Annotated in this window: 15 protein-coding genes and 4 pseudogenes; 10 read left to right on the top strand and 9 right to left on the bottom strand. The window is 43.5% G+C overall.

Annotated features, from left to right (window positions below; translation table 11 throughout):
• Positions 1-135: pseudogene (locus tag IM319_RS09505) on the top strand (RNA-guided endonuclease TnpB family protein); the annotation flags it as partial.
• Positions 136-164: 29 nt separating this feature from the next.
• The gene (locus IM319_RS09510) at positions 165-3557 is read left to right on the top strand and encodes an Eco57I restriction-modification methylase domain-containing protein (protein WP_287735419.1); all 3393 of its coding nucleotides are present in this window, start codon (positions 165-167) and stop codon (positions 3555-3557) included.
• Between the two features lie 260 nt (positions 3558-3817).
• On the opposite strand, the gene IM319_RS09515 is transcribed toward IM319_RS09510, so the two are convergent.
• The 5 genes and pseudogenes from IM319_RS09515 to IM319_RS09535 all read right to left on the bottom strand — a co-directional run.
• Positions 3818-4132 (bottom strand): DUF1825 family protein, encoded by a 315-nt coding sequence (locus IM319_RS09515; protein ID WP_002738222.1) that lies wholly within the window; start codon positions 4130-4132, stop codon positions 3818-3820.
• A 240-nt stretch (positions 4133-4372) separates the two neighbouring features.
• On the bottom strand, positions 4373-5122 hold the full coding sequence (gene uppS / locus IM319_RS09520; RefSeq protein ID WP_287735421.1) for a polyprenyl diphosphate synthase: 750 nt from the start codon (positions 5120-5122) through the stop codon (positions 4373-4375).
• Positions 5119-6039 (bottom strand): diadenylate cyclase CdaA, encoded by a 921-nt coding sequence (gene cdaA / locus IM319_RS09525; RefSeq protein WP_286824073.1) that lies wholly within the window; start codon positions 6037-6039, stop codon positions 5119-5121. The genes uppS and cdaA overlap by 4 nt, the downstream gene beginning before the upstream one ends.
• Before the next feature lie 21 nt (positions 6040-6060).
• A complete protein-coding gene (lysA, locus tag IM319_RS09530) occupies positions 6061-7464 on the bottom strand; it encodes a diaminopimelate decarboxylase (RefSeq protein ID WP_287735423.1) in 1404 nt (467 codons plus the stop codon).
• Between the two features lie 190 nt (positions 7465-7654).
• Positions 7655-8453, bottom strand: a pseudogene (locus IM319_RS09535) (RNA-guided endonuclease InsQ/TnpB family protein); the annotation flags it as partial.
• A 797-nt stretch (positions 8454-9250) separates the two neighbouring features.
• On the opposite strand from IM319_RS09535, the gene IM319_RS09540 reads away from it, so the two are divergent.
• The 6 genes and pseudogenes from IM319_RS09540 to IM319_RS09565 all read left to right on the top strand — a co-directional run.
• Positions 9251-10573: a CmpA/NrtA family ABC transporter substrate-binding protein gene (locus IM319_RS09540; protein WP_287076301.1), complete on the top strand. Its 1323-nt coding sequence runs from the start codon at positions 9251-9253 to the stop codon at positions 10571-10573.
• Between the two features lie 181 nt (positions 10574-10754).
• Positions 10755-11582 (top strand): nitrate ABC transporter permease, encoded by an 828-nt coding sequence (gene ntrB, locus IM319_RS09545; RefSeq protein WP_287735425.1) that lies wholly within the window; start codon positions 10755-10757, stop codon positions 11580-11582.
• Positions 11583-11750: 168 nt separating this feature from the next.
• Positions 11751-13757, top strand: coding sequence for a nitrate ABC transporter ATP-binding protein (locus IM319_RS09550; protein ID WP_287735426.1), 2007 nt, complete (start codon positions 11751-11753; stop codon positions 13755-13757).
• A gap of 47 nt (positions 13758-13804) precedes the next feature.
• Entirely contained in the window at positions 13805-14803 is a 999-nt protein-coding gene (locus tag IM319_RS09555) for an ABC transporter ATP-binding protein (protein WP_287735427.1), read from the top strand.
• 507 nt (positions 14804-15310) lie between these two features.
• Positions 15311-15619 carry a type II toxin-antitoxin system HicB family antitoxin gene (locus tag IM319_RS09560; RefSeq protein WP_287735428.1) on the top strand — a complete coding sequence of 103 codons (309 nt, stop codon included), beginning with the start codon at positions 15311-15313 and terminating at the stop codon, positions 15617-15619.
• A 13-nt stretch (positions 15620-15632) separates the two neighbouring features.
• Positions 15633-15728: pseudogene (locus tag IM319_RS09565) on the top strand (type II toxin-antitoxin system VapC family toxin); the annotation flags it as partial.
• A 106-nt stretch (positions 15729-15834) separates the two neighbouring features.
• On the opposite strand, the pseudogene IM319_RS09570 reads toward IM319_RS09565, so the two are convergent.
• The 4 genes and pseudogenes from IM319_RS09570 to IM319_RS09585 all read right to left on the bottom strand — a co-directional run.
• Positions 15835-15939, bottom strand: a pseudogene (locus IM319_RS09570) (PEP-CTERM sorting domain-containing protein); the annotation flags it as partial.
• Between the two features lie 51 nt (positions 15940-15990).
• Positions 15991-16326, bottom strand: a complete 336-nt coding sequence (locus IM319_RS09575) for a type II toxin-antitoxin system PemK/MazF family toxin (protein WP_287687094.1) — start codon at positions 16324-16326, stop codon at positions 15991-15993.
• Complete coding sequence (locus tag IM319_RS09580; RefSeq protein WP_287687092.1) at positions 16327-16581, bottom strand: hypothetical protein; 255 nt, start codon at positions 16579-16581, stop codon at positions 16327-16329.
• 152 nt (positions 16582-16733) lie between these two features.
• Entirely contained in the window at positions 16734-17078 is a 345-nt protein-coding gene (locus IM319_RS09585; protein WP_287735430.1) for a hypothetical protein, read from the bottom strand.
• A gap of 232 nt (positions 17079-17310) precedes the next feature.
• Here IM319_RS09585 and IM319_RS09590 point away from each other — a divergent pair, with 232 nt between their 5' ends.
• Positions 17311-17541: a hypothetical protein gene (locus IM319_RS09590; RefSeq protein ID WP_287687090.1), complete on the top strand. Its 231-nt coding sequence runs from the start codon at positions 17311-17313 to the stop codon at positions 17539-17541.
• Between the two features lie 33 nt (positions 17542-17574).
• On the top strand, positions 17575-17792 hold a 218-nt coding region (locus tag IM319_RS09595; RefSeq protein WP_287735431.1), incomplete at its 3' end, for a helix-turn-helix domain-containing protein.

Below are 17792 nucleotides of genomic sequence, written 5' to 3' on the forward strand. Positions count from 1 at the left end.
AATATCAAGGTCGCCGGAGGACATTCGGAGACTTTAAACGGACGTGGAGGAAAGCGTAAGACTTCTGTTAAAGAAGCAGCATCCCGTGAAGCGTCAACCCCATTCAGCGACCATTCTAAAAAGGTGGCGTGGTGAGGAATCACCGTCCGTTTACGGCGGTGAGGATGTCAATATCTAACTTCCAATTTGGGGAACTGTTTATCGAGGAATTGGGATGGTCCCATCCTCGCGGGAAAAAATCTCTCCCTGTTACCATCGAGAATCAGGAATATAATTGTCAGAGAATCGCGGAAGTGTCGGGAGTGGTGGTATTAGAGGTAAGTCGGGAAGATATCCCCGATAGTCAAACTCGTCAGGAAATTCAGAGACAAGTTACCGAAAGAATAGCTGAAAATCTGCTGATTTTTGTCGATAGCAAACGGACGCGCAGTTTATGGTACTGGGTAAAAAGAGAGGGAAGTAAAAGTCAAATCCGCGACCATCTATATATAAAAGGACAACCGGGAGATTTATTTCTGGGTAAACTAGCGGAATTAGTTCTCGATATCACCGACTTTGAAGATGGGGAACCCTCTGTAGTCGAAATTGCCAAACTCTTACAAAAGGGTTTCGATATCGAAAAGATTACCAAAAAATTTTATCAGGAATTTCAGCGAGAGCATTTACAGTTCCTCCCCTTTATCCAGGGAATCGATCGAGAAAGCGATCGAAAATGGTACACTTCGGTTATTCTCAATCGTTTAATGTTCGTCTATTTCCTGCAGCGCAAGGGATTTATCGATAACGACTTCAACTATCTGCAAAACCAGTTCCAAGCAAGTCAACGACGGGGGGAAAATTTATTCTATCGTCAGTTTCTGCAAACCCTATTTTTTCAAGCATTCGCAAAACCCGAATCCCAACGAGACGCATCTGTAACTGCATTGGTGGGAAAAGTCAAATATCTTAACGGAGGATTATTTCTCCAACATCCCCTCGAAAATATTTATCAAAACATTTGTATTGATGACCAAGCATTTGAGAATATCCTTGATTTATTCTCCCGTTACTCTTGGAACCTTGACGACACTCCGGGGGGACGGGATGACGAAATTAACCCCGATGTCTTGGGATATATCTTTGAAAAGTATATCAACCAAAAAGCTTTCGGTGCTTACTATACCCGTCCGGAGATTACCGAATATCTCTGTGATAGGACGATTAATAAATGGATTGTCGAGAGAAGCAATCAACTTTATCCCCGCAAACAATTTGCCAGTATTTCTGAACTACTAATCAATCTCGATTCTCCCCTCTGTGAGATTTTGATTAAAGATATTCTTCCCCAGCTTTCTATTTTAGACCCTGCCTGTGGTTCCGGCGCTTTTTTAGTGGCTGCGATGAAAACTCTCATCGCGATTTATAGCGGGGTAATTGGAACAATTGAACTGCGAGGAGACAGCAAGTTAAAACAGTGGTTAGCAGCAGTAAGAAAATCCCATCCTTCCCTCGGATATTACATCAAAAAACGGATTATTTCCGATAACCTCTACGGTGTCGATATCATGGAGGAAGCGACAGAAATCGCAAAACTGCGTTTATTTCTTGCTTTAGTTGCTGCCGCGCAATCGGTGACGGAATTGGAACCCCTACCGAATATTGATTTTAATATCATGTCGGGAAATTCCCTCATCGGATTGATTCGCGTGGACGAAAAAAGTTTTAATCTCATGGGAGAGGAAAATATCCTACAATCTCTCACCGCACAAAATTATCAGGCAATTCTCGCAGAAAAAAATCGCAGTATTGAATTATACAAAGAACACGCTTTTCAGTTGGGAGAAGTGGAGGGAACCCCCCAAGAAAACCGTCTCCAGATGTTACGCAATCACATCGAGGATGTTAACCGCGAATCTTTGGTGAAATTAAACCAAATTCTCCTAGATGAGTTTAGCGGTAAGTTGTCAATCAAGTACGAATCCGCACAATTAACGGGAAAAGCAAAGAAACGTTTATTAACTCTCTCCGATATGCAATCCCTGAAACCCTTCCACTGGGGTTATCACTTCGATAAACTGATTACGGAAAAGGGTGGTTTTGATGTGATTATCACTAATCCTCCTTGGGAAGTCTTTAAACCGCAAGCGAAGGAATTTTTTTCTCAGCATAGCGACTTGGTGACTAAAAATAAGATGGACATCAAGACGTTTGAAAAGGAACAGAAAAAACTGTTAACTAATCCCGAAATTGCTCAAGCATGGTTAGATTATCAAAGTCAATACCCCCACGTTAGTCTCTATTTTCGTTCCTCGGAACAATACAAAAATCAAATCTCTATTGTGAATGGTAAAAAGCAAGGGACGGATATTAATCTCTATAAGCTTTTTGTTGAACAATGTTTTAATCTCCTCCATCCCCAAGGTGAATGTGGAATGGTTATTCCCAGTGGAATTTATACCGATTTAGGAACCAAACAACTGCGAGAGATGTTATTTTCTCAAACAAAGGTGACAGGATTATTTTGTTTTGAAAATCGTAAAACAATTTTTGAGGGTGTAGATAGTCGCTTTAAATTTGTTATCCTCTCCTTCGAGAAAAATAAACAAACTCTTTCCTTTCCTGTGGAGTTTATGCGTCACGATGTTGAGGAATTACAACGTTTTCCCCATAAAGACAGTTTAGTAATTAGCGTCGATTTAATCCGCAAACTATCCCCCGATTCCCTCTCGGTAATGGAATTTAAACAGGATATAGATATTCAAATTGCCGAAAAAATGTCTCGTTTTCCCCTGTTAGGAGAAACCCTTCCCGATACATGGAATCTCAAGTTAACATCAGAATTTCACATGACTAATGATAGTTATTTGTTTAAAACTGAACCCGCAAAGGGAAGATTACCTCTCTACGAAGGAAAAATGATTCATCAATTCACCCATCAGTATGCTTTACCGAAATACTGGTTAGATGAAAAAGAAGCAAGACAAGCTTTATTAAAACGCGGTGAAGTCGATAAAGGTCAAATCTTAGACTATCAAACTTATCGTTTAGGATTTCGGTCAGTTTCATCAAGTACAAACGAACGCTCTTTAATTTCTAGTCTGATACCTAAATTAGTTTTTTGCGGGAATTCGTTATCTATTAGTGAGTGCGAACAAAATAATTTTCAAGATAATCAATCATTCAAAATTTTCATTGTTGCTGTTTTAAATAGCTTTTTGATTGATTGGATGCTTAGACAAAAAGTTAGTCAAAACTTAAATTTTTTCTACATATATCAGCTACCTATTCCCCGATTAAAAGAGGGAGATAGATACTTTGAGGAAATAGTAGAAAAAGCAGCGAAATTGATTTGTGTAAGCGAGGAATTTGACGAATTAGCGAAAGAAGTGGGGATAGGTTCCCATAAAAATGGAGTAACAGAGGAGACAGAAAGGGCAAAAATTAGGGCTAAACTAGATGCAATAGTAGCCCACTTATATGAATTAAATGAGATAGAATTTCAGCATATATTAAGTACCTTTCCCCTCGTCCCCGAAAGCGTCAAAACTGCCACCCTCAAAGCTTACCAAAACCTGTAGGGGAAGTGGATTTTGACCGATTTTCAGGGAAAAAGTACCTAAATTTTCCCCTGGATCACTGCAATTGCTGGCACTTTTTGATGTCAAAAAAGTCCAAAAGTGTTATCCGACAAGGTTTTTAGATTTATTCAGCAAACCTACTTAAAATTATTAGACTATTGTTCTCAAAAAACCGCAGACAACCAAAATTTCCGAGCGATAAACTGGAGAGAGCCATTATCGGGTAAAAAGCGGCCAATACCCGATAAATATCGGCAATTTTAGCGAATCTCTGCCTTCATCCGTTCAAGGGTTTGCTGCATTTGGTCGAACATCATTTGGGGAGTCATACCAAATTGACCTAATTGGGTTTTTAGCTGTTCTACGGTCATTTGGGCGGAAAAATCCTCAGATAACTCAAAACGCTTCATAAATATCTTGTAGCGTTCCATTAACTCCTCCATCCTATCGATAAAGATTATTTTACCCTCTCGATCGAATTTCCCGTACTCGCTGCCTAGTTGTGTGAGGGACTGGTAATCTTCAAATAGCTGTCTAGCTTCCTGTTGAACCACTTCTGAGTCAAAGAATCCCATAATCTTAAAACTGCTTATCGTCGATAGTTATTCTCTCCCCTATTTTATTTTAGCCGGGGAAAAGTCTAGCTCCAGTCGATTTACGGATTACCGTATTGGGGAAATCGAGAACACGACAAACGGCCCTCTCGTCGCGGTTTAACCGTTGCCCCAGGGAGTTTAAGATAAAAAGTGAAAAATCAAAAACTGTCCTTTAACTGCTCCACAGTGGCTATTTCGAGCAATTTGGGCTTGCATCCCTTATAATTTGCCAAAACGACGATGACGACCCTGATAATCTTTTAAAGCGTGGTGAAATTGCACTCGATCGAAATCGGGCCAGAGGGTGTCAGTAACGTAGATTTCCGCGTAGGCCATTTGCCAGAGTAAAAAATTACTAATTCGCATTTCCCCACTACTGCGAATTAACAGGTCTGGGTTAGGAATCCCAGCAGTATAAAGATACTGTTCAAAGAGAGATTCATCGATCGCTTCTGGGGAGACTAAACCCTGTTGCACCTCACGAGCGATCGCCCGACAAGCTTGCAAGATCTCCTCTCGGCCACCATAATTAGTAGCCACCGTAAATTGAATACCGGAATTTTTGCTAGTTTCTGCGTGAGATTTAGCAATTTCCCGTCTTAAAGACTCTGGCAAGACTGATAAATTCCCAATAAAGCGAATTTTGACATTTTGCTGCATCATTTCTTCTAATTCGCGCCGCAAAACCCGCTCGAATAAAGTCATTAAAAACTCCACTTCCTCGAGGGGACGACCCCAATTTTCCGTAGAAAAAGCATAAGCGGTTAAAGCGGGAATCCCCCAGTCACGACAACAGCGTAGCAAGTCTTTTAGTGCATCTACTCCCCGTTGATGGCCCATAATCCGCGGTAAACCACGACTTTTCGCCCAACGACCGTTCCCATCCATAATCACTGCGACGTGCTGAGGCAAACGGTTTTTATCTAAATCCGTAGGTAATTCTGGTGACAAGCTCGGTTTAAGAGTCATTTTCTATCTTTGGGGGTTGCGCTGGGCGAACGGGAGAATTTTTCTAAGATTAGACGACCTTTTAAGCCAATTGTACGCCCTAAACGTCCCCAACTCGGTGCGACCACTTCCCCCTCTCCCGACGGAGAAAACTTCGCTTCGAGAAGCTCTTTTAGTTTACTACTGGTTAAGGGCCGATCCAAATTACCCCCCGACGCGAGGGAAATCGAGCCAGTTTCCTCAGAAACCACAATACAGATACAATTATCTAGCCTTTCGGTAATGCCCATGGCCGCCCGATGACGGGTGCCTAATTGCCTAGAGGTACTGCGCTCCGATAAGGGTAGAATAACACCAGCGGCCACCACTCGATCGCCCCGAATCAATACGGCCCCATCGTGCAGTAAAGTTTTAGTCTGAAAAATAGTTTGAATTAATTCCTTAGATACTTGGCCATTGAGCGTCACCCCCGGATTGACAAACACCTTGGTGTCGAGATTGCCACTGGTTTCTAATACCATCAGCGCGCCGGTGCGATTTTGAGATAGATCCTTTACTGCGTCCACTAACTCATCAATGACATTATCAGTCTTGGGAGTGGGGGAACTTTTTTTAAATAATTCCCCCACTTGACCTTTGCCCAATAATTCTAAAAAACGGCGGAATTCCGACTGAAAAATCACAGCAATCGCCACTGCTGCCCCCAAAATCAATTTTTCTAGGACTAACCCCAGCAAGCGCAATCCTAGGGCATCGCTAATCACCGAGGCCAGCATTAAGTAGATTAGTCCTCGCACCATCCAAAAGGTACGCCGCTCGCCGATAATTAGCAGCAGCATATAGGTAAGGAGGAGAACTAACCCAAAGTCTAGGACTGACAGACCATGGCTGAGAATCCAGGACAATAACCGGCGAGGGTCTAGAAAAAAACCCGACATGGGGGACGATAGCGATGAGGTTTATATCAAGGAGAGTCGATTGGGTAAGCGGTCTTGACGCAGCAAATCCGCCAGATTTTCCCGTTCAAGGATCAGATTAGCTTCTCCATTTTGGACAATTACCGCCGCCGGACGAGGTAAGCGGTTGTAATTAGAAGCCATACTGTAGTTATAGGCTCCCGTGGCTAAAACCACTACAATATCTCCCGGGTTGGTTTTCGGTAGCGTAATATCCTTAATTAGAATATCGCCAGATTCACAATGTTTTCCAGCTATTGTCACCACTTCCTGACATTCTTGACTCATTTTATTAGCGACCACGGCCCGGTAAACCGATTGATAGGTAATCGGTCGGGGATTATCGGACATTCCGCCATCGACGGCGATATAGGTGCGGATTTCAGGGATTTCTTTGCGATTACCCACTGTATAGGCCGTTACGCAAGCGGTGGCAATCAGAGAGCGTCCCGGTTCGGCAATGAGCAGGGGATAAGCGATACCTCTTTCCTGACAAGCTTTGGCCACTGCTAAGGACACCGCTTGCACCCATTCCTCGATACTTGGGGGGTCATCACTTTCGACGTAGCGAATCCCTAAACCACCACCCACATTTAATTGCTCTAGGGGTAAACCCCGTTCTAAACCTAATTTAAACCAATCTGCCAACACAGCGGCTAAGTCTTGGTGGGGTTGACGTTCAAAAATCTGGGAACCGATGTGAGCGTGTAAACCTAGACAATTCAGCACCGGATGAGCTAAAACATAGTCAAATACCGCTTCGATTTGATGGGGGTCAAAACCAAATTTACTGTCTAAGTGACCCGTGCGAATATATTCGTGGGTGTGGCACTCGATACCGGGGGTTAAACGCAACAGGATCGGAATAGGGGTATTAGGACGATTTTCGCCTAATTTAACCAGATTTTCTAACTCTAGCCAGTTATCAACGATAATAATGCAGTTATGCTCGATCGCATATTCTAACTCGGCGATCGATTTGTTATTACCATGAAAGTAGATCGGCACATCGGTTTTATTGATCTGGTCTAAAGCGGTTAACACTGTGTGAATTTCTCCGGCCGACACCACATCAAAACCTAATCCCTCCCTAGCGACCACGGCCGATACGGCCAGGCAATTCCACGCTTTCGAGGCATAAATTACCCTAGATTCTCCGGGATAATGAGTCTGGAAACCTTGCAGGTATTGACGACAGGCTGTGCGGAGGGTGACTTCATCGACAATATACAAGGGTGAACCGAAACGTTCCACTAGAGTCGTGACATCACAACCACCGATTTCTAGACAATCGCGGTTATTAACCTTGGCTGTCAGGGGGAACAGGGTTTGATTCGGGGATAGACAATCTTGATAGGCTAAATATTTTTGTCCGGAATTGCTGATTTTAGGTTCGGTTGATAGCATGATCGGTGTTTTTTGTCAAGAAATCGATAATTTTTGTGACAATCTCTGCCCATCACCGATTCAGTCAAGGGAATTTTGACCGTTGGTGATCTAGATAGCCAAAATAGTTCTCTCTTTCACTTTACGACAAGTTGTTATTTCTTTTCTGATAATTGACGCTCCCATCGCTCTCATGCGAGGGATTCCCTGTTCAACCAGTTACCTTATCTACTAAGCTTTCACCTAATAGACAGTGGGTCGGCCTGTCCGAGGGCTTGAATTTCTGTCCGCCCGACAGTATTTGCTCTATGAAGTATGTTGATAGCGGCGTTTTCATCTCTGTCTAGAACACAGCCACAAGAACAAATATGAGTTCTAACAGACAATGTTTTCTTGACAATGGAACCACAATTAGAACATTCTTGACTTGTATATTGTGGATTGACCGCTATAACGAACTTCCCGTGTATTTGTCCAAAGTAGTCCAACCAATTGGTGAACATAGACCAACTTGCATCACTAATAGACTTAGCAAGCTTTCTATTTTTCACCATATTAGAAACCTTCAAATCTTCATAGACTACCAAATCGTTAGATTGGATTAACGCTTTTGCTGTCTTAACAACAAAATCTTTACGTTGTCTAGAGACTTTTAAATGAAGGCGGGCTACTTTTGACTTCTGCTTTTGACGCTTGTTGCTTCCTTTTTTCTTCTTAGATAGCTGACGCTGCGCTTTCTTTAAACGCTTCTCAGCTTTACGAAGAAATCGAGGGTTGTTTACTTTTTCTCCATTGGAGTCAGTCAAGAAATGGTTTAAGCCAACATCAATTCCTATTTCCTTTCCTGTAGAATCAAGGGGTTCTACTCGCTCAAGGTCTAGAACAAATTGACAATAAAATCAGTCAGCCCTTTTAATAAGCCTAACTCTTTTAATTAGCGACTTATCTAAAATTTGACGATTATAAGAGCCAACTAGCTTTAACTTACCAATTCCAGTTTTATCTGTGATCTGGTTCGAGGTTAGTTTCTGCTTCCAAGAACAAGTCAGAATACAAGCCATTTTACCCCCCTCCCCCCCGATTTTGCCAACTCTAATCGACGAAAATTTACAATAATTTACATTATTTATTGAGAAAAAATTGGGTAGATTTATCTCATTTCAACGATCAACGTGAATAATGTAGATAGATTCAGAAACCTTCATGAGAGCTAAAATCCCTTTTTGGAGAAGATTAAGACCCGTCATTTCCGTCGAAGCCCTCTCGATGAAAATAGAGTCTAATCCCACTGATAGCAGCTAATCATCGGGCGTTCGCAGCCGCGTTTGGGACTGCCATCATCGAGACTAGGGAGAACAGGGCAAGCGCATCTCTAAAAAATCCCCATCACCTCACCATGCGTTTCCGACAAATTTTTATGCTGTTATTACATGACCAGCAATATTTTGTAACAATCTATACTATCTTTCCCGTTGAAGACTGTAAATTTAAGTTAATTGCTTCGGTGATAACCCTAAAATAAAGTGATCTTTCTAGCCCAGATGACTAAAAACCGCCCCTATCTATCGACTCCTCAAAACTGTTATGCTTCCGGAAAAAATCTCTTAGACAAAAACTATTGCTAAATCTCTGTAGATGGACAAGCAAAAGCGATCAAGAGATAAAAATAGTTACAGCATCCTTACTGAATCAACAGTTACTTTAAAGAAATTTTCTCGGTTATCACCGCGGTCAGTTAGGGGAAGTCATGAGAATTTTTCACCGTTTCATCACCTTTGTTTAGTTTCTAATCACGATTTTTTAGACCATGAGTAAACTTTCTAGACGTAGATTTATCTTTGCTGCCGGGGCAACTGCCGTAGGAACGGCAATTCTCCACGGTTGCACCACTCCCAATAATACCGCCACCAGTCCCTCCCCCGCCGGTAGTCCTGCCGCTTCCCCCGTTGCCGGTGGAGAAACTCCCGAAGTCACCACCGCTAAACTAGGTTTTATTGCCCTCACCGACGCTGCCCCCTTAATTATCGCCAAAGAAAAAGGTTTATTCGCTAAACACGGGATGCCCGATGTGCAAGTGATGAAACAAGCCTCTTGGGCTGCCACCCGGGATAACCTAGAATTAGGTTCGGCGGGTAACGGTATCGATGGGGCGCATATTTTATCCCCCATGCCCTACCTAATGACCTTGGGCAAAATCACCAAACAGCCCGTACCGATGTATATCCTGGCGCGTTTGAATACCAACGGTCAAGCGATATCGATCTCCAAATCCCACGCGGATTTAAAACTCGACCTCGACAGTTCTAAACTCAAAGAAACCCTCACCAAAGCGAAATCTGCCGGCAAAGAAATGAAGGCTGCCGTCACCTTTCCAGGGGGCAACCACGACCTGTTCATGCGTTACTGGCTATCTGCGGGCGGCATCGATCCCAATAATGACATCTCCCTCATCGTCGTTCCCCCGCCGCAGATGGTGGCCAATATGAAAGTCGGCACCATGGACGCGTTCTGTGTCGGCGAACCGTGGAACGCCCAAATCGTCTCCAAAAGCCTCGGGTACACTGCCCTGATCACTGGAGAATTCTGGAAAGACCATCCCGAAAAAGCCTTCGCTTTACGCGCCGATTGGGTGGACAAAAATCCCAAAGCGGCAAAAGCTTTAACCATGGCTGTTCTGGAAGCGCAACAATGGTGCAATGATCCCGCTAATGTTAAGGAAATGTGCGAGATCATTGCAGGACGGGAATGGCTGAAAATTGACCCCGCCGATATCTTGGGAAGAATGCAAGGTAATATCGATTTCGGTGATGGTCGCAAAATCGAAAATAGCCCCTTAGCCATGAAATTCTGGCGCGATAACGCTTCCTATCCCTACAAGAGTCATGATACTTGGTTTGTGACTGAAGACATCCGTTGGGGCTATATTCCCGCCGATACGGACATCAAAGCTTTAGTCGATAAAGTTAACCGGGAAGATATCTGGAGAGAAGCCGCCACAGCCCTCAATGTTCCGGCCGATCAAATTCCTACTTCTACCTCCCGCGGCGTGGAAACTTTCTTCGATGGTGTGAAATTTGATCCCGAAAATCCCCAAGCCTACCTCGATTCCCTCAAGATCAAAAAGATTTAAATCAGTGAGCATTAATCAGTAATCAGTAATCAGTTAAAGATGATTTTCTGACAACTGTTAATTAATAACTGATAACTAAAATTCTTGCGGATCAAGCCAAGAGCAATGCTGATCACTGAACCACTGAACCACTGATAAATCAACCACTGAACCACTGATAACTGATAACTGATAACTGATTATGGCTGTTTCTATTTCTCGTCGTTCTCACAGTCCGAAATGGGTAAAAGACCTGAAAAAAAAATTACCCAAACTAGCAACTTCGGTGATTGCTTTATTAATTTTTCTCCTCATCTGGCAAATTCTCTGTTTTAGTCCCGATGCCCCCCTTCCTAGTCCCACCAAAGTTGTTAGTGAGACCTGGGAATTAATTATTAATCCCTTCTTCAATAATGGTGGCACGGATGTGGGGTTATTCTGGCAAATTTTCGCTAGTTTACAACGGGTGGCCGTCGGTTTTACCCTAGCGGCTATTGTTGGCATCGCTGCGGGTATTTTAATCGGTAGCAACGCCCTAATTTATGATGCGATCGATCCGATTTTTCAAATCCTGCGTACCGTTCCCCCCCTAGCTTGGCTACCCATCTCCCTAGCGGCTTTTCGCAATAACGAACCTAGTGCCATATTTGTAATTTTTATTACGGCAATTTGGCCAATTATTATTAATACAGCCGTGGGAGTACAACAGGTTCCCCAAGACTATAAAAACGTCTCTAGAGTGCTGAAATTATCCAAAGTTGAATACTTTTTCAACATTCTTTTTCCCGCCACCGTTCCCTACGTTTTCACGGGATTAAGAATCGGTATCGGTTTATCTTGGTTGGCAATTGTAGCGGCGGAAATGCTGATCGGTGGCGTGGGAATTGGCTTCTTTATCTGGGATGCTTGGAATAGTTCTATGATTAGTGAAATTATCCTCGCCCTGATTTATGTGGGTATTGTTGGGTTCTTACTCGATCGCCTCATGGCCTACATCGCTAAATTAGTTGTACCCGAAGAAAATAAATAGGGTTTGCGGCAAAAAATTTTTCGGTGGGGGCAGGGTGTGGGGAGCTTTTTAAGTAAACAGTAAACAGTAAACTAAAAACTCACATCTGATAACTGATAACCGATAACTGATAACCGATAACTGATAACCGATAACTGATAACTGATAACTGATAACTGATAACTGAAAATGTCTGCATTTATTGAAGTCGATCACATTGATAAGGTTTTCCCTCTCCCCGATGGCCGTCAATATATCGCCCTAAAAAATATCGATCTCAGCGTTACTAAAGGGGAATTTATCTCTTTAATCGGTCACTCCGGTTGTGGGAAATCCACCCTCTTAAATATGGTCGCCGGACTCGATCGCCCCACGGTGGGGGGGGTGATTTTAGAGGGAAGAGAAATTAAAGACCCCGGTCCCGATCGCATGGTGGTCTTCCAGAATTATTCTCTGCTGCCTTGGTTAACCGTCCGGGAAAATATCGCCCTAGGAGTTAACCGTGTGCTGCGTCATCTGCCGGCCGCTGAACGCAAAAGTGTCATCGAACATAGTATCGATATGGTACACCTGCGCCATGCCGCCAACAAACGACCGGGAGAATTATCGGGAGGCATGAAACAACGGGTAGCGATCGCCCGCGCTTTAGCCCTACGGCCAAAAGTCCTGCTACTCGATGAACCCTTTGGGGCGCTGGATGCGTTAACCAGAGGCAATTTACAGGAACGTTTGATGGAAATCGTCGAAGAAAGCCACGTTACCTGTATCATGGTCACGCACGATGTGGATGAGGCCCTATTACTATCTGATCGAGTGGTGATGTTAACCACCGGACCAGAGGCCCATATCGGTCAGATTCTCGATGTTCCCATTCCCCGGCCCCGGCATCGTTTGGAAGTAGTTAATCACCCTAGTTACTACTCCCTCCGTAACGAGATCGTTTATTTCCTCAACCAACAGAAGCGATCGAAGAAAGTCGGTCGACCAACCGGGCCGGTGACGGTTATAGCCAAGGCTCCTGGACTGAAAACCAATCCCACCATCGGTTTTATCCCCCTCACCGATTGCGCCCCGATTATTATCGCCCAAGAGAAAGGTTTCTTCGCCGAGGAAGGATTGGAGGGTGTTGTCCTGCAAAGGGAACCCAACTGGAAAGCGATCGCCCAAGGGGTAGCTACCGGTCGTCTCGATGCGGCCCAGATGGTGGCGGGAATGCCCCTCAGTATGACCATTGGCGCTGGCAATAAGCCCTCTGTCCCCGTGATTAGTGCTTTAGTACTCAGTCGCAACGGTAACGCCATCACCCTCAGCAATAAATACAGGGAATTGGGGGTAGAAAAACTGGGCGACTTAAAGGAGGCCCTCCTGCAAAGTCCCGACCAAATCGCCACTTTCGGCATGGTTCACCCCGCCTCCATGCACAATTTGCTGTTACGCTACTGGTTAGCTAGTGGCGACATCGATCCCGATAGTGATGTGAATTTAACCGTAATTCCGCCGCCTCAGATGGTTTCCCTGCTAAAAGCAGGTAAGATCGACGGTTATTGTGTGGGGGAACCCTGGAACTCCTACGCCGTTCAGGAAAAATTAGGCTACGTTATCGCCACCGATCTTGATATTTGGCCCGGACACCAGGAAAAAGTCCTCGGGGTCAAGGAAACTTGGGCGGCGAAACATCCCGAAACCCATATCGCCATGGTCAAAGCTTTAATTAAAGCCTGTGAATACTGCGATGATCGGCGTAATCGAGAAGAAATCGTCAATATTCTCAGTCAGTCCCAGTATGTGGGCGTGGATAGGGCAATTATCCGCCCCGGTTTCCTCGATGGTTACGATCGCGGTTTAGGAACTGCCCCCGAACCCCTATTCCGATTTAATCAGTTTTACGTCGATCAAGCTAACTGTCCGGGCCGGAGTGAGGCCCTATGGACCCTAACTCAGCTTGCCCGTTGGGGTTACGCACCTTTCCCCCGCAACTGGGTGGAAGTGATTGAACGCGTCCGTCGTCCCGATCTGTTTGGCGAAGCTTGCAGGTTCCTGGGCATTCCCGATTTGGAACCCGATCGCCACAGTTTCGCCCTCTTTGATCATCTTATTTTCAATCCCGACGATCCGATCGGCTATCTGGAACGTTTTTCGATCCGTCGCAATTATCGCGTCTCGGAAGTTCTCCTCGATGATCCTGTCGCTAATTAATGGTTGTGGTGGGCAAAGCCCACCTTAAAATAAATCTAGGACGAATTATGCAAACTTTTACCGATAAGACCGTGAATTCCAGCACCACCACCCAGCCTTTTTTATTAGTTAGTAATGTTGCCAAAGAATACCCCTCCCCCGAAGGGGTTTACACCGTTTTAGACGGCGTGGAGCTGCAAGTCAATGAGGGGGAATTTGTCTGCATTATCGGTCACTCCGGCTGCGGTAAATCGACCCTTTTAGATATGGTGGCGGGGCTTTCTTCTCCTAGTCGTGGGCAAGTGCTACTACAGGACAAAGAGGTTAAGGAACCAGGACCAGACCGGATGATGGTATTCCAAAATTATTCACTTTTGCCCTGGAAAACTGCCTTTGAGAACGTTTATATCGGCGTTAATTCGGTTTATCCCCAAAAAACTCAGGCTGAGAAGGTGAAGATCGTCGAAGAAAATCTATCCTTAGTGGGATTGACAGAAGCAGCCCAGAAAAAACCCCCCCAGTTATCGGGAGGCATGAAACAACGGGTTGCGATCGCCCGCGCCCTGGCCATTCGTCCCCAAGTCCTCATCCTCGATGAACCCTTTGGGGCCTTAGATGCGATCACCAAAGAGGAATTACAGGAAGAATTGCTGAAAATCTGGCAAGAACACCAGTTAACCGTGTTGATGATTACCCACGATATCGATGAGGCTTTGTTCTTGTGCGATCGCTTGGTGATGATGACCAACGGCCCGAGCGCTAAAATCGGTGAGGTGTTAAAGATGCCTTTTGCTCGTCCCCGGATTCGTTCCCAAATCACCGAAGATCCCCGTTACTACGAACTCCGCAATGAAGCCCTCGATTTCCTCTACAATCGTTTTGCCCATTCGGAGGACCCCAACGAGGATGCCCCCGAAGAACCCCGCACAGAAAATCTCGTCGGTAAAATTGTTACTACTATTGGTGGCATAGCCTTACTCGCTTTTGTCGGTTTTAGTCTAATACAAATGTTCACCAGCAAGACTCCCAATACTGCTAATCCCCCTACCATCGAGGCCCCAAAATAAGTAACAGTTATCAGTTATCAGTTATCAGTTATCAGTTATCAGTTATCAGTTATCAGATTTGAGTTTTAAGTGATACTAAATCCGCTGAGTATAGGCTACATATCAGGACAGGCAAAAGGCAGAAGGCAATAGGGAGAATGAATAATCAGTCTTTAATAACCGGATTTAGTATGACAGTATTAAATAGAAGTGGCTCTTCTGGTTTATGTGTGGAAACGAGGTCTATACTGATAGAATATCCGCAAAATAGCCCTAAAAGTCTTGCTCGATAAGCATTTCACGATTCCATAAGCAAAAATTATCACACAAAGTCGAGAAGAGCCTCCGTCCTAAAAAGACGGGGCTTTAACCCAAAATTTCGGTAACAAGGATTGCATCAGGGAACGCACCCTACTCGTGACAGAGCGATCGCACTCTCCCTAACGAGCGATTCACGCAGTTGGCGAATCTCCATTCCTACAAATTACAATTGAGTTAAGATATTTATTTAATTTAAACAGGTGAGCGATGAAATCAAAAGTCAGTATTGAAATAGAAAAGAGAGAAGGAAAATATTCTGCTTACAGTCCTGAAATTGAAGGATATATAGCAGAAGGAAATTCTTTATATTCAGTCATTGATGCTATAAAACAAGCCATCCAATCCCATTGGCATCAACAAGAAGAAGAATCCAGCAAGACAACGGCCCAATCGCTTCTCGAACTTTTTGAAAATATTACAGCCGGCATGACCGAAACAGAAATCAACAATTTGCCGAGGGACGGCGCACAAGAACAGGACTACTATATCTATGGTATTCCTAAAAGCGATTCATGAGAACTATCTTCATTGTATCTCTATGCAGACGATGCGAGAACTGGAAATTATTGAGATATTGACCCATGATAAACATTTTACTCAGGAAGGTTTTGTGATTTTGCTATAGTGCGATCGCCCTCGTTCCTTAAGGTATTTAATCAAGTTAATAAAGGGAAAAATAAACACCCTCAAGATGACATTAAGGGGCAAGTTATCCTGTTTTTAGAAGCAATTCAGCCTACTTTGGTGGCTTCTTTTTCGGTGGATTGGGAGATCTTCAGTTTGCGCCTGAGGGTTGAGGCTGCACCGAGTGTACTGAGTGCCAGGAGACTTAAAGTTCAAGTTTTCCAGAAAGAAAATTAAAATAATTAAACATTTATATTAGTGTTTTATGTTAAATCTAATGTATATCGCATCGCTTCTTCCAATTGCTGTAAATAACTAGAAGAAAGTGTTCCCAACTGTCGCTGAAGTCGTTGTCTATCAATAACAACAATTTGATAACATAAGGCTACTGATTCCTGATTTAAGCCTGCTTGTCCTGCGGGAATAACCATTGTTCCAGGTATTTGTGCGCGACGTAAATTACTGGTTAATGGAATTACAACAACAGTGCTAGTGAAGCGATCAATATTGTTATGTTGGACAATAATAACAGGTCGAATACCAGCTTGTTCTGAACCACGACTCGGATTCAAATCAGCTAGATAAATATCGCCTCGCATTTATTTCTTATCCTCTTGTTCAAGGTGAGATAAATAATCGGGTAAAATACTTTCTGAAAAGCTAATATCCTCTTGAGCAAATTCATTTTGTAACGATTGTGCTTCTGCATCTGAAATATTATCCCATTTCTGAAAATGTGAATTTCTTTGTAAGGATTGGGCGAATTCAAGGACTTTTTGCTGTTTTTCTAGCGGTAAAGTCTTAATACTTTGCAAAATCTGGTCTTGAAGATTATTAATATGGGTGATAGACATTTCAACTTTTACCATATTTACACTAGGTCGACCATTGTACCACAAAAAATGCGCTTGTTGTCAATGCACCGGCATTTTCAGTTTTTAGCAAGAGATCGCACTGACGGATTGCGGGTGATGCAGGTTCACCAAATCGATAGATTACCTTTAAATTAATATATGATAAAAGGTGTCCCACTACCTAAAGGACGGACGTTATAATATCTCCTATCCCCTGGATCTGTACCACAAGGTACAAAGGCTTTATCAAAAACAGTTTTTTCCATACATCTTCCCAATTTCACAGGGATAAAACAAGCGCCATACCTGATATATGCACCAGTAATACCTGGCACTATATAAGTTTGATTTCTTTGCTGAATACACCTATACACTTGACCAGATTGAGCTATTTGAAAGTTTTTGTTTTCACTTAAGTTAAATGTTTTAGCTTGTCGAGACACAGTTAGTCCCAATAAAGTTAATACAGCCGTTATGTATATTACACTTGTTTTCATTAATGTATCTCCTCAAAGTGCAATCGCCCTCTAGCACCCAGGTTAAGCAACAACCGAACCCAACACCAAAGGTGCTTGAAAACAACTATACACACTACCCCCCCCGCACTGTATCTTACGATACATTTTCTCAATCTTTACATTCCTCTCACCTTAGTCCCTCGCCTTCGGGAGCGATAGGTTAGTATAGAGTGGGTGAAAACAATTTTTCTCCATTGATTTCGGGTGTCTCATGCGTATTCAATGGGATGAAGCCAAACGACAGCGAGTTTTAACAGAACGTGACATTGACTTCACTCGGTTAAACGATCTGCTTTACAAACCTTACATCGAAGACCAACGCTCTGAGCAGCCAGAACAATATCGGATTGTTGGCTTTGCGGGCGGAACGTTAACAACATTCATCGAAAATTTTGGGTCTGAAACCCCGTCGTTCTACGACGGCTTTACTATTAAATATTAGCACATTTACGAAATATATGCTAAAATGTGAGGCATGGAAAAAGCCTACTCGTTCCGATTTTACCCCACACCCGAACAAGAGTCGCTATTGCGGCGCACTTTGGGCTGTGTAAGATTGGTTTACAATAAAGCTCTCCACGAACGAACACAAGCTTGGTACGAAAAGCAAGAAAGAGTAGGATATGCTCAAACTTCTTCAATGCTAACCGATTGGAAAAAGCAAGAAGAATTAGACTTTCTCAATGAAGTAAG

The sequence above is a fragment of the Microcystis sp. M113S1 genome, from assembly GCF_020246945.1.
Lineage (GTDB): Bacteria > Cyanobacteriota > Cyanobacteriia > Cyanobacteriales > Microcystaceae > Microcystis.